This window comes from Terriglobia bacterium (assembly GCA_036496425.1).
GTDB lineage: Bacteria > Acidobacteriota > Terriglobia > 20CM-2-55-15 > 20CM-2-55-15 > 20CM-2-55-15.
Genome location: DASXLG010000250.1, coordinates 31103 through 44096, shown reverse-complemented (window position 1 = coordinate 44096; position 12994 = coordinate 31103). Strand labels below are relative to the sequence as shown.

Annotated in this window: 10 protein-coding genes; 9 read left to right on the top strand and 1 reads right to left on the bottom strand. The window is 57.8% G+C overall.

The genetic code is table 11. The features are described 5' to 3' along the window. Window positions 1–46 precede the first annotated feature (46 nt). From VGK48_18155 to VGK48_18120, 8 genes are all read left to right on the top strand, one after another. Window positions 47–448, top strand: coding sequence for a thioredoxin family protein (locus VGK48_18155; GenBank protein HEY2383103.1), 402 nt, complete (start codon window positions 47–49; stop codon window positions 446–448). Window positions 449–555: 107 nt separating this feature from the next. After that, window positions 556–1623, top strand: coding sequence for a hypothetical protein (locus VGK48_18150; GenBank protein ID HEY2383102.1), 1068 nt, complete (start codon window positions 556–558; stop codon window positions 1621–1623). 55 nt (window positions 1624–1678) lie between these two features. Beyond that, entirely contained in the window at window positions 1679–2236 is a 558-nt protein-coding gene (locus VGK48_18145; GenBank protein ID HEY2383101.1) for a DNA-3-methyladenine glycosylase I, read from the top strand. 10 nt (window positions 2237–2246) lie between these two features. Further along, entirely contained in the window at window positions 2247–2780 is a 534-nt protein-coding gene (locus tag VGK48_18140; GenBank protein HEY2383100.1) for a DinB family protein, read from the top strand. 26 nt (window positions 2781–2806) lie between these two features. Next, window positions 2807–3241 (top strand): OsmC family protein, encoded by a 435-nt coding sequence (locus tag VGK48_18135; protein HEY2383099.1) that lies wholly within the window; start codon window positions 2807–2809, stop codon window positions 3239–3241. A 56-nt stretch (window positions 3242–3297) separates the two neighbouring features. Then, a complete protein-coding gene (gene glgC / locus VGK48_18130) occupies window positions 3298–4536 on the top strand; it encodes a glucose-1-phosphate adenylyltransferase (GenBank protein ID HEY2383098.1) in 1239 nt (412 codons plus the stop codon). Window positions 4537–4580: 44 nt separating this feature from the next. Next, window positions 4581–6176, top strand: coding sequence for a sigma 54-interacting transcriptional regulator (locus tag VGK48_18125; GenBank protein HEY2383097.1), 1596 nt, complete (start codon window positions 4581–4583; stop codon window positions 6174–6176). Window positions 6177–6225: 49 nt separating this feature from the next. Then, window positions 6226–6522, top strand: coding sequence for a hypothetical protein (locus tag VGK48_18120; protein HEY2383096.1), 297 nt, complete (start codon window positions 6226–6228; stop codon window positions 6520–6522). A 216-nt stretch (window positions 6523–6738) separates the two neighbouring features. Here VGK48_18120 and VGK48_18115 read toward each other — a convergent pair whose 3' ends face one another. Continuing rightward, window positions 6739–9294, bottom strand: a complete 2556-nt coding sequence (locus VGK48_18115) for a TonB-dependent receptor (protein ID HEY2383095.1) — start codon at window positions 9292–9294, stop codon at window positions 6739–6741. Window positions 9295–9853: 559 nt separating this feature from the next. On the opposite strand from VGK48_18115, the gene VGK48_18110 reads away from it, so the two are divergent. After that, on the top strand, window positions 9854–12640 hold the full coding sequence (locus VGK48_18110; protein ID HEY2383094.1) for a TonB-dependent receptor: 2787 nt from the start codon (window positions 9854–9856) through the stop codon (window positions 12638–12640). Window positions 12641–12994: the final 354 nt, after the last annotated feature.

Sequence of the window (12994 nt, the reverse complement as noted above, 5' to 3'; positions counted from 1 at the left end):
TATTCGGAACAAAACGTGCAGAACCGGATTTGTGACCCTACGCCTCATGGTTCTATCGGTGGTTGTCCTGGGCGGCGCAATTCTATGGATTCCCTATTATAGGCACCATAAAACATCGCCGCTACAGGCAGTTTCTTCTGCACGAGTGGACGCGCGGCTGAACCACAAAGTCTTAATGGTGGAATTCGAGTCCGACTGGTGCAGCGACTGCCGCAACCTCTCCAGAAGCCTGCAGGAACCCGGCATCCGGGATTACCTGGCGAGGCATGTGGACCTGGTAACGGTCGACGTCGGCCAGTTTAACCGGAATCTCGACGTTGCCCGGTTACTCGGCGTCGATGTCAATCAGGGCATACCCTCCGCATTTTTCTTACGAGAGAATGCTCCCGTATCGCGGCAGGTCGGGAATGCCCAGATCCTCTCCTACCTTCATCAGTTGGAATACTGAAGACCCGGCATGTAAAATAAGCGCGTCTGTGCAGCACACCCAGGGAGACACGCCGGCGGAACGTTGAAAAATATGTCCAACGTCAAAAGCGGTACCATTGCAGTAGCATGGCTGGACCGTCTTATCCCGCAGCACGAATAGTCGCAAAACGGCTCGAGGCGCGCCTTACCGCAGGCACCCCTGCTTACAGAAGCTCGAACACGCCGAAACCGGACGCCGCGACGATCGAAGAAATCATTACAACGGCATTCTGGGCGAGTCTGCGCCGCGAAGAGGGCCATGCGCCCAAAGTTTCGATAGCGTACCTGCCGCCGGAACAGAGCGCCGGCCCGCTCCAGTTCAACCCGCCGGTGAGGCTTGAGGCAAACCTGCTCGCACGGCTGGCTCCCGCAGTGGAAAAACCAGGCATTCATATAGGCGTGTGGTCCTACGACGGCAATCTGTGTGTGTGGGGCGTGACGCGAACGATTCCTACCTGGTGCTTCATTCTCGAAGTCGTCGGCCCCGGGTTGCTTGTCGTGAAATTCCGCCGCGAGGATCCGTCGACAAAATTCGCAAATGTTGCCGTCCTGGAAGGCGCCGACGTCAAGTTCATCGAGCAGCAACCGGCGATGTCGGAGGGCCCGCCGGTGCTCGGTTCTCTGCTCGAGTTTTACTCCTCGGCCGGGCGGAGAGAATCCGACAACGTGCTGGTCCGGGTTGCAACCGCGATGCGCGCCCACGGCAGAGGCGGGTCGCTGCTCGTCGTGCCGAAGGATTCCGCTGAGTGGCGTCACTCGATTGTTCAACCCATGACCTATTCTCTAATGCCGGCCATTGCCGACATGGAAGCGTCCGCCGTCGATGCCCTGGCGGGACTCACTGCCGTCGATGGAGCCACTGTGATTTCGGACCAGCTGGAACCCCTGGCGTTCGGTGCAAAAATCCTGAGCCGCGACGGCGTACAGCGAGTCGATCAGGTTCTGTTGACCGAACCCATCGAAGGAGTCCGCGATACCGCCGTCGATCCGGCGCATCTTGGAGGGACACGGCACCTCTCCGCTGCACAGTTCGCCCACGATCAGAAGGATGCAGTCGCGCTCGTGGCTTCTCAGGACGGCCAGTTCACTGTCTTTGCCTGGTCCCCTCTCAAGAATGTGGTGCGCGCCCATCGAATGGATACATTGCTGATTTAAGCGGAGCTCGAACGAATTTGCTCCGGCCGCTAGAATGAAGGGTGCAGAGAACTTCATGAAGACTGGCAACGGCAAGATAAGATGCAAGTGGGCGGAAGGTCACGAGCTCCTTGCCGCGTACCACGACAACGAGTGGGGTGTTCCGGTCCATGATGACCGGCAGCTTTTTGAAATGCTGAATCTGGAAGGCGCTCAGGCCGGATTGAACTGGCTGACGATACTGAAAAAGCGTGACGGTTACCGCAAAGCGTTCCGTAACTTCGACGCGAAGAAACTTGCCCGCTTCACCGCGGCCCAACAGACTGCGCTGCTCCTTGATGAAGGGATCGTTCGTAATCGCCTCAAAATCCACGCAGTAATCGAAAATGCGAAAGTTTTTCTGGATGTGCAACGCGAGTTCGGAACCTTCGATGATTACATCTGGGGCCTCATCGGCGGGAAGCCCGTGCCGAAAAAGGACGCTGCCGCGGCGAGCGAACAGATGAGCAAAAGCCTGAAGAAGCGCGGCTTTCGATTTGTGGGAGCTACCATCTGTTATGCGTTCATGCAGGCCGTCGGCATGCTTGACGATCATTCGAAGGACTGCTTCCGCAGCAGACACATACTGAGATAGGAGACATTCGATGAGCACTCAATCGGACGGAAGAGACCTGACAAATCGCGAATTCTACCTCCGGCGATGGGAGCAGGAGTTCCCGGGCTCTCTGCGCGTGATCCGCGCGCTGCCTCATGACCGGCTTACGTACCGGCCGCATCCCGCTTCACGATCCGCTGGAGAACTGGTGGCTTTCCTGGTATCGCTCGAACAGGGATGCATCGATCTTTGCACGACGAAGCAAAGCTCTTACAGCACGAGTATGCGCTGGCATACGCACGATCGGGCCGCCACGCTGGAAGAGATGATTACGGCCTACGAACTTCATCACAGAAGCCTTGCGGTGAAGTTGAATGCCATCGACGACAGTATCTGGAATCATGCGGCGTGGATGATTCAAGGCGAGCAGGAAATCCTCCTCAAGGACACGGTGGGTGGACTGTTGTGGCTCGCCCTGTTCGATGCCGTCCATCACCGCGGACAACTCAGCACATACATCCGTCCGATGGGTGGAAAGGTGCCCAGCATTTACGGACCGTCGGCCGATTCGCCGGCGATGTAGCGCACGTCAGGAAGGCGGGACTGCAAATGGATCAAACGGCGCAGGTGATCGTTTCGAGCGAGAGTGGGCTGACTCAGAAGATTGTCTCGGGCGCTCATCGATGGCACGCTGACGAACCGGCGCCGTTCGGAACGGATACCGGTCCATCGCCGTATGAATTGTTGCTGTCCAGCCTGGGGGCCTGCACTTCCATGACTCTGCGGCTCTACGCGCAGCGGAAAGGCATCGATCTGCAGCGCATCACGGTCCGGCTGCAACACTCCCGCATCCATGCCGAGGATTGCGTTGATTGCGAAACAAAGACAGGCTTCCTCGACCGTATCGATCGTGAGATCGAGCTGAGCGGCAATCTTGATGAAGCTCAAAAACGGCGGCTCCTGGAAATTGCCGAACACTGCCCGGTCCACAGGACATTGAAGGCGGAAATCGACATTCGAACCTCGATAAAGCCGGATCTGTGATGCTTGCGATGTGGTGTAACATCGGGGGCGGAATGTTGCTTCCGGGTTGACATCTCATGCTTGAAAGAACGATCAGTATCATCCTGGCGGGGGGAATCGGCTCGCGGCTGAATCCGCTCACGGCTGAACGGGCCAAGCCGGCCGTGCCCTTCGGCGGACGATATCGCATCATCGATTTCACCCTGAGTAACTGCCTCCATTCCGGCTTGCGCCGCATCCTAGTTCTGACTCAGTACAAATCGCATTCACTGCAGAAACACCTGCGGGACGGCTGGTCGGTATATAACCCCGAACTCGAGGAGTACATCACACCTGTACCTCCGCAGATGCGGACGGGGGAATCCTGGTACAGCGGCACGGCGGACGCGATTTACCAGAATCTGTATCTGCTGGAACGCAGCGGGGCGGATTACGCGCTGATTCTCTCGGGAGACCATATCTACCGGATGGATTACGCCGCTATGCTGCAGTACCACTACCGTACCGGCGCCGAATTGACGGTTGCGTGTCTGACGGTCAATGTCGAAGAGGCACGTTCGTTCGGCGTCATGACGGTCGACGAAAAAGATCGTATCGTTTCCTTTCATGAAAAGCCGGAAAGCCCGCGGACGATCCCCGGCGATTCCGAACACGCGCTGGCGTCGATGGGCGTCTACGTTTTCTCGATGGACTTCCTCTCGCAGCTGCTTCTGGAAGATCACAGCCGCGAGTCGTCATCGCATGATTTCGGCAAGGACATTCTGCCCTCGATCGCAGGCACCCATCGTGTGGCTGCCTACCGCTTCGGAGGAAGCAGCGGCCGCGTTACAGCCGACCGCTATTGGCGTGACGTCGGAACCATCGATGCATATTACGAAGCCAATATGGACCTGCTCAAGCCCACGCCCGGCATCGACCTGTATCAGGGGGATTGGCCGATCCGCACGTATGAAGGACAACATCCGCCGGCTCGCAGCGTCCACGGCATTTCGGGACGCGAGGCGGAGATCGTCAATTGTATGCTGGCATCAGGCACGTTGATTGTCGGCGGATCCTTGAGGCACTCGATTCTATTCCAGAATGTCCGCGTCGAAGAGCGGGCCGTGGTGGAGCATTCCCTGCTCTTTCCAGGGGTCGCGGTCGGCGAAGGGGCGCATCTTCGGCGCTGCATCGTCGACAAGCACGTCACCATTCCCGCCGGCGAAAAGATCGGCTTTGATCGGAAGCAGGATGCCGAACGCTTTACGGTCTCCGACGATGGGGTCGTCGTGATTCCCAAGGCCTACCGCTTTGCCGAAGGAAAAGCACGTACGTAGGCGCGGGCTTTATGCCCGCGTTCGAATTCCGCTAAATTGTTAAGGTGCGATACGCAACTCAGACCAGCGCGCAACTCATCCTCGACGTCGCCAAAGCTGCCGCCGGCCATCTGGAACTGGCCGAGGTGCTCGAAGCGTTAATTGTAGCGCTCAAGCCCACCAGCCGCTTCGATGCCATTGCCGTGTCGGTGATCGAAGGAGACTACGCGAGATTGCACTCGCTGCACATCGAGCACGTCGGCCGGAAGCCGGGAGAATCCGTCGAAAGCGTGGTGGCTCGCGCGGCGGACTCTTTACATCTGCCTCCAAACCCCATCCGGCAGCGGCTGAGCGAACATCACATCAGCGCGGTGGCCTCGACCATGGAGCCGTACGTGTGCACGGATCTCCGGCTGGAAAAGCGATTTCCCCGCGATGAAAGAATGTTGCAGTACGGGGTGCGCAGCTATGTCTCCCTGCCGCTCCTCAAACATGGCGCTGTTCTCGGGGCCGTCGATTTCGTTTCCTTCGAGCAACGAAGCTTCGACCGCGGTGAGGTCCAGCTGCTTCAGGACGTCTCGGAAATCGTATCGATCGCCGTATCAAATGCGCTGGCGTTCGAAGAGATCAAGGCGCTGAAAGAACAGCTTCAGGCTGAGAACCGGCTGCTGCAGGATGAAATCGTTCAGCAATCGATCTTCGAGGAAATCGTCGGCTCATCGCAGTCGTTAAGGAAGGTCTTGACGGCGATCGATCGCGTCGCGCCGACGGATTCCACCGTCCTGATCACGGGAGAAACCGGAACCGGAAAAGAGCTCATTGCCCATGCGATTCATCGCCGGTCGTTGCGGGCCGGACGCGCGCTCGTCAAGGTCAATTGCGCGGCGCTTCCCGCGGAACTGATCGCAAGCGAGTTGTTCGGACACGAAAAAGGCGCCTTTACCGGCGCGCTCCAGCAGCGTATAGGGCGGTTCGAGACCGCGCACGGAGGAACGATCTTTCTTGATGAGATCGGCGAACTCACTCCGGACATGCAGATCGCCCTGCTGCGCGTCCTCCAGGAGAAGGAATTTGAGCGGGTCGGCGGCAACCGGACGATTCACACCGATGTACGCGTGATCACGGCGACGAATCGCGATCTGCAGCGCGAAGTCAACCAGGGCGGGTTCCGTGCCGACCTCTACTATCGCTTGAATGTCTTTCCTATACACTCTCCGTCATTGAAGGAACGGGCCGACGACATTCCAATTCTGGTGGACTACTTCGTCTCGCGTTTCGCAACGCGGATGGGCAAGCGCATCCGGCAGGTCGAGCGCCGGACACTGGATGCGATGCAGCGTTATGCCTGGCCAGGCAATATCCGCGAGCTGCAGAATGTCATCGAACGCGGCGTTATTCTGGCGGACGGCGAAATTTTCAGGCTGGAACCTGGCACGCTCCCGGAAGGGGCTCCGGGCAATCCGGTTTCGACCACGCCGGCGGTCGAAACAGCAGACATGAGCGATCAACAGGCTCAAATAGAGACGGTCCTCAGGGAAACGCGCGGAAGGATCTCGGGTCCAGATGGGGCCGCGGCCCGGCTGGGCATTCCGGCCTCGACGCTGGAATCGAGAATCAAGGCGCTGAAGATCAATAAACATCAGTTCCGGGGCAGGCCATGAAAAGGTTGTGGCTACGGACTTGCATGAATACGATAGGAAGTCATAAACCGTGTTGAAGATCAGTCCAACTCGCGAAAATGAAAACCGCTTGAAGATTCGGCTGTGCGGGCAATTGACGAAAGAATATCTTCCGGAAGTCGAGCGCCTTCTGGCAGAGGGCACGACACCTGAAACCACGTCGATCGATCTCTCGAATGTTACATTTGTCGATCGCGATGCAATGATGTTTCTATGTTCGGTGAAATCGCGAAACATCACGATCGAAAATTGCCCTTCATACGTTATCCGCTGGATTCAGCAGGAACGCCTCTGCAGCGGTTCCGAACCCACCGAAAACGACGAGTAGTTGCGGGCTGAAGCCCGCGTTCTTTTTTGGCACAACTCTTGATCGCGTGGCATGAGGTGAAAGCCGCGGCTCGATTTTTCGCGAATCTGATCGCGATTTCGCGAGGTGTTTCGCGAGCACACTCGCGAAATGGTTTTGCTGCACCCTGGTTTCAATGACATGGCGTTGGCAATGTAGGCGCGGTCTGTGACCGCGCCTACAGCAATTTCCGCTTTGTCAGAACACCCAGCCGATCGCAGCGCTATAGGTGCGCGGCGCCACGAAGTGTGTTCCACTGAATGTCGACAGAAAGTTATATAGCGCCACGTTATTCGTCAGGTTGCTGATTGTGAACCGCAGCGTGAGACGGGAACGCTCCGGCGAGCGGTGCAGCAAGTCGTCAATGCCGAAGCCTGCATCAAGAATGTTGCGCGGAGCGATGCGCGGCGGATTCGTATCGTCGTTTTCGGCTCCCGGAGCCGGGATGCGTACCCGGGATGCGCTGTAATTCGAGCTGTTGCACTGGGCAGACGTGAGCGGAGTGCTGATGGCCGGGACAACGCCGCCGCAGCTGAAACCGATCGCGAGCTGTTGCGCGCCGGTCAAGGCAAGAACACTGGCCAGATCCGGGACATTGCCGGCGACAAGCCCGCTGTCATAACGCCATGTGAACGAGGTCCAGGGCCCGGTTTTCTTCCACTGATAACGGACGTTCGTGGTCTGCTGGAATTCCTGATCGTGGTCGATCCTGAAGACGCTGCCATCCACCGGAAAATACCGGGCGCGATTGTGGCCCAGGGTGGTGTACCACTGAAAGCCGCCGATATTGATACTGGATACGCGGAAAGAAACACCATCCAGCTTCGATTTCTGCCAGGCGACGGGAAAGGTGATCGGAGTGTTCAGGATCACACCGAAGTCGAATGCATTGTCCGTGTACTTCCAGAAGTAGTCGCCTTCGGCCTGCAGATATCGGCTCAAGGCCTGCTGGAACCCCACGTTGTACTGGTTCCGGCTGCCCGGCTTGAGACCTTCCTGCCCCTGGGTTGAAAACGCAGTGATGAGGAACGCACCCTGAGGGGATGTCGCGACAAGCAGATTCTCATTGTACGGCGTCTCCATCGTGTGCGCATAACCCGCGCGCAACACGGTTCCTGTCCGGTGAACCAGATAGGACAGTCCGGTTCTGGGTTCGGCCTGCGTATCCTTGATCGTGCCGAATGCGTCATAGCGGCTGACCCGCAGGCCCAGATTCAAGGTCAGGCTCTTTGCGGTAATCGCGTCCTGCACATAGCCCGCATATTCGTTGACATTGCCTGTACCGGCGAATTGGAAGAGCGATCCGCCGCGGGTCAGATCGAGGGGCAGCAAGGCCGGATTGAAGTTCGCATTGGCTATCGAAGGTGGCGGACACTGGGACGGGTTCGTGACGTTCGGCAACGGCAAGGCTGTTCCGGATGCAGTCGTGCACAGCGGATTGAACGTGTAATCCGTTATACCGAGGTCGAATTGCTCGTTCAGCCGGGTCTGCATCAACTGCGTTCCGATTTTCAAATTGTGATGCCCGGCGGCATACGAGATATCCGAGCGGACTCCCCAATTCATCAAATGCCGCGCTTGAGAAACAGTTGCCGGAGTATCCAAAGATACATCGCCGCTCGGATAATAGTGAACTCGATCCTCCCGCACGAATGGATTGACCGTCAGCAGCGTTGTCGAGCTGAATGTGTGCTGGTATCCCGGCGCGATATCGAAGGTAACAACTTTCTGACGCTGATCCTGACCGATCTGGTCATAGGTATTGGGAATCTGAAACCAGTTCCGGGCCAGAAAGACGTTCATGTGGAATGAGTCCTTCGAATCCGGCGTGTAGTCGAACCGATTGAACGTGTTCTCGTTGTTCCCGATCGCGTGTATCGGGGCGAACTCCGGAGTGTCCAGGAACCGTCCCGTCCGGAGTCCATTGGTTGCCATGAACCAGCCGGTCTTGGGTCCGCCCAGACCCAGTGTGGTTTCGAGAGATGGAGTTCCGAAGGATGCGTACTCGGCAGTTACACTTCCGGTCGGCTTCATCAGACCGAGGCCGGAACGGGTCGTGGCGTTCACAACGAGGCTTGTCTTGTCGCCATATTCGGCATTCGGGGTTCCCGTAACGATTTCCATGTTCTGGATGGCATTGACGGGTATCTGCGTGGAGAAGGCCTTGCTCTGCTGGTCACTGATCGGCTGTCCGTCGATCGAGAACGATGTTTGCGCATGGTCGCCCAGCGGATGAAAGAACCCGTTCGAGTCGGCGACGACGCCCGGCGATGAAAGCATGATCGCATCGCTGAGACCAGAGGCCGGTGAGAGCGTCGGCAGTTTATCCAATGTGCCGATGTCGACGTCCGCATGAGCATAAGGCACGTTTTCCAGAATATCTTCGGTACCCGTCTGGACCTGGACTTCCTGCGAGACTCCCGCGAGAGTCATCGTCACCTTGACCGGCACCGTGACTGCGGTACGCACACTGACATCCTGCGCCGCCGGCGAGAATGCGTCCTGCATCACCTGCAGGTGATAGTTATTGAACGGGATATTGGTAAAACGGAACATTCCTGACGCGTCGGTCATCGTCATCTGTTTGAATCCGGTTACCGGATTCTGCAACTCCACCATTGCGCCGATGATGACGCCACCGGTCGGGTCGGTAACTGTCCCTTCGATCGTACCGCTTGCAACGGATTGAGCCAAAAGAATGCTGGAACAGAAGATGAGTCCAATGAATATCGAATAAAAGCAGCTTCGCCGCATAGGTCTCCCCTTTCATGAAAAACACTGCCAATCGAACCAAACGAGTTTTCTTTGCTTAAAGGGAGGAGGAACGGCGCGGCGGCGCCCGGGACGTTTTGGACTGGGGAGCGGCGGATCGGACACTGACAGGTTTTTCGACCGAAGACCACCACTCGACCCGTGTGGGGACGGTGAGCCATGCGGTAAAAGGCACATGGACACTCGGGAGGTTTCGCGCAAAGCAGATTTCGCAATGCTGACCCGGCGACTCCTGGTGCCAGTGGACAAACGTCAATAAGGCCGCTGCCAGCAACAGAAGCGTAACAACCGTTGTTGCGGTTGATCGTCCGTTCATATGACGGAATAGACCGGCCATTCTTAAAAATGATAGTTCGGGGCTATCCGCTTTGCAAATCGGGACTGGCTGACCATTGAAATGAATGGCCGGGGCCGGCTATTTTGCTGCGACAATTGGCCGCATTGCCAAGACGGTTATGTCCTTCTAGCATTCGGTCTCATGCGACCAGGAAAGGGCCTCTCTCGCAGGCTGCAACTCGTTCTGCCTTTACTCCTGGCCTGCATGGCTTCCGGTCGAATCGCGCTGGCTCAGCAAACCATCAATTACGCGACAGTGAGTGGCCGCGTCACGGATCCAACTGCTGCCGTGGTGGCGGGCGCACAGGTTACGGCGCGCGAAACCGAGACGAACCTGGCCAGTACGACGGTCAGCGATGCTGAAGGGCGATTTCGTTTTCCGTACCTCAGGCCCGGGCCTTACGAAATCACGGTGCGCGCGCCGGGGTTTGCGGCCTTGACGCGGCCGGTAACCTTGACTGTCGGCGCAGACTTCGACATGCCCGTTTCTCTTGCCGTGGCTTCACTTCAAACCGAGATCGGTGTGAACGAACAGCAGGAAGTGCTGGAAACGGCCCGCACCCAGATTGCCGGAACGATAACGCAGGCCGTCGTCGCAGACCTGCCGGTCAACGGCCGCAATTTTCTCGATATCGCGCTGCTGATTCCCGGCGTCTCCCCGACGAACACCGCGGCCAATCAGCTCTTCGCCGAAACGGCGGCGGTACCGGGCCAGGGCTTGTCCGTAAACAGCCAGCGTAACTTTTCGAACAGTTTCATCGTCGACGGGCTCTCCGCGGACGACGATGCCGCAGGTCTGAGCGGCGTCTTCTATGGCTACGATGTCGTCGGCGAATTCCAGGTCGTTACGGCAGGCGGCCAGGCCGAGTTCGGCCGCGCGCTAGGCGGATATGTCAATGTCATCACCAAAAGCGGAACGAACACCCCGCACGGCAACATGTACGGTTATTTCCGCAACCAGCGTCTCAACGCGGCGAATGCTCTTGCGCAGACTTTGCTCCCCGTGACCCAGGCACAATACGGCGCGACGCTCGGCGGTCCGCTCGTCAGAGACCGGACGTTCTATTTCGGTAACTTTGAGCAGCGCAGGCTGAACCAGTCCGGCCTGATTACGATATCTCCGCTGAATGTCGCGGCGATCAATTCCCGGCTGACGGGACTGCGCTATCCCGGGCCGCTGATCGCGACCGGAATTTATCCCAACCCTGTCCACGCGACGACGGGACTGGTGAAGATGGACCACCAGTTCAATCCCCGCGATCAGTTCACCATGCGCTATAACGTTTACGACGTTAATAGTGGAAATTCCCGCGGCGCCGGCGGCCTCAGTTCCGCGAGCGCTTCCGCCGGCCTGGACGATACGGATGAGATCTTCGCCGCGGGCAATGTCGCCACACTGTCTTCCCGGCTGGTGAATGAAACGCGCGCCCAGTTCACGCACAGCAACCTGAAGGCGCCGCCCTCGGACCCGATCGGTCCGGCGGTGAGCATCTCTGGAGTGGCTTCATTCGGCACGTTGTCCAGTTCCCCCACCGCCCGCCTGAACAAGCAGTACGAAATTGTCGACAATCTGTCGTACCAGGCCGGTGCGCACGCGATTCGCGTCGGAACGCAATTCCTGTATAACGACGACACCATCACGTTCCCCCGTTCGTTTCGCGGCAGCTATTCCTTTTCGTCGCTCGCGAATTTTCTGAACGGAACCTACAATAACTCCGGCTTCACGCAGACATTCAACAACTCCGTCGTCTCGCAGACCAACCCGAATATCGGCTTGTATGTCCAGGATGAGTGGAAGGCTTCGCGCGGGCTGACTCTGAACCTGGGATTGCGCTATGACCTGCAGTATCTGAAGACGATCATCACGGACACGAATAACGTCTCACCCCGCGCCGGTTTCGCGTGGATGCCGGCGGCCTGGCATAACACCGTGATCCGCGGCAGCTATGGCCTGTTCTTCGACCGCGTTCCGTTGCGCGCTCTCGCAAATGCGCTGCTGTCGGCCGGGAACACGGCAGATGCCGGGAACCTGAGCCAGATCAGCATCAGCCTCTCGCCGGCACAGGCAGGCGCGCCCGTCTTTCCGAATATTCTCAGCAGCCTGACGCTGCCAGCCGGCGTACTGTTCAATTTCTCCACGATGAACCGGAACATGCAGAATGCATATTCCGAGCAGGGCAGCCTGGAAATCGAACGGCAGATCGGCCGGAATAATACGATCAGCGCCGGCTACCAGCACGTTCGCGGACTGCACCTGATCATCTCCGAGAATCAGAATGTACCGGCGTGCGTGGCGTCCGGCAGCAATAACGGCTGCAGGCCCAACCCGGCCTACGGCAACAACAGCCAGTATTCATCACTGGCGGATTCTCACTACGACGGTCTCCACATTTCGTTCGTGCAGCGCCCGTCGCGCTGGGGTCACTACCGCATTTCCTATACCTATTCGAAAGCACTCGATAACGCCGGAGAATTTTTCTTCAGCGCGCCGATCGACAACTTCAATATCTGGCAGGACTACGGCCGTTCCGACGACGACCAGCGGCAGCGGTTGGTCTTCGACGGAACACTTCAGCCGCCGGCCGGCGATTCTCATAATGCCTGGCGGCGGATCAGCCATGGATTTCAACTGGGCACGATGCTCCAATACTACTCGGCGCTGCCGTTCAACATCACTGCCGGCACGAACACGATTCAGGGGACAGCGGCGAGGCCGATGCTGAACGGCGCCTTCATCCCGCGCAACGCCGGAATGGGCTTCGATTTCTTCAACCTGAACTCGAGACTGAGCCGCACTTTCAAGGCAACCGAGGGCGTGCGGGTCGAAGCGATGATTGAAGCGTTCAATCTCCTCAACCACGTTAATGGCGTCGCATTGAACGGCGCTTTCGGTTCCGGAACATACCCTGCCAATCCCCTCCCGGCGTTCAAGCAGACCACGGCAGTCGCCGACCCGCGCACGCTGCAACTGGGTCTGCGGGTGTCCTTCTGAACGAAGACCTTATCGGCAGGCACCTCGCCTATAAAGTCGGGCTCGACACCTATGTCCACGTGATGTATCGTTGATCCCGCTGGCCTCACGAGCTATGCCCGTTTCCCCGATCAGACCAGCGGCTTTCTGTTTGTTCAGGTCATGAGGAGGCAGAGCGTTTGGCTTCGATTTTTCCCAGTAAAATCCGGTGGAATTCGTGGACTGCATCCGCCATCGATTGCCGCGTGGCATCTGTAATGGTCCCTTTGGTCATACTCAGAACCCTTAGTGTTTGCTTATAGGTTTTTTCTATATCATCCTCGCTCAGTACCGGTTCCTTTCGATTTGGCATGGGTTGATCTGACTTGAAAAAAG

What these genes read in the sequence shown, in the direction of transcription:
- VGK48_18135 (HEY2383099.1), top strand. Translation starts at nt 2,807, where the DNA reads ATGGATCAAACGGCGCAGGTGATCGTTTCGAGCGAGAGTGGGCTGACT.
- VGK48_18115 (HEY2383095.1), bottom strand. Translation starts at nt 9,294, where the DNA reads ATGCGGCGAAGCTGCTTTTATTCGATATTCATTGGACTCATCTTCTGT.
- glgC (HEY2383098.1), top strand. Translation starts at nt 3,298, where the DNA reads ATGCTTGAAAGAACGATCAGTATCATCCTGGCGGGGGGAATCGGCTCG.
- VGK48_18145 (HEY2383101.1), top strand. Translation starts at nt 1,679, where the DNA reads ATGAAGACTGGCAACGGCAAGATAAGATGCAAGTGGGCGGAAGGTCAC.
- VGK48_18110 (HEY2383094.1), top strand. Translation starts at nt 9,854, where the DNA reads ATGGCTTCCGGTCGAATCGCGCTGGCTCAGCAAACCATCAATTACGCG.
- VGK48_18155 (HEY2383103.1), top strand. Translation starts at nt 47, where the DNA reads ATGGTTCTATCGGTGGTTGTCCTGGGCGGCGCAATTCTATGGATTCCC.
- VGK48_18150 (HEY2383102.1), top strand. Translation starts at nt 556, where the DNA reads ATGGCTGGACCGTCTTATCCCGCAGCACGAATAGTCGCAAAACGGCTC.
- VGK48_18140 (HEY2383100.1), top strand. Translation starts at nt 2,247, where the DNA reads ATGAGCACTCAATCGGACGGAAGAGACCTGACAAATCGCGAATTCTAC.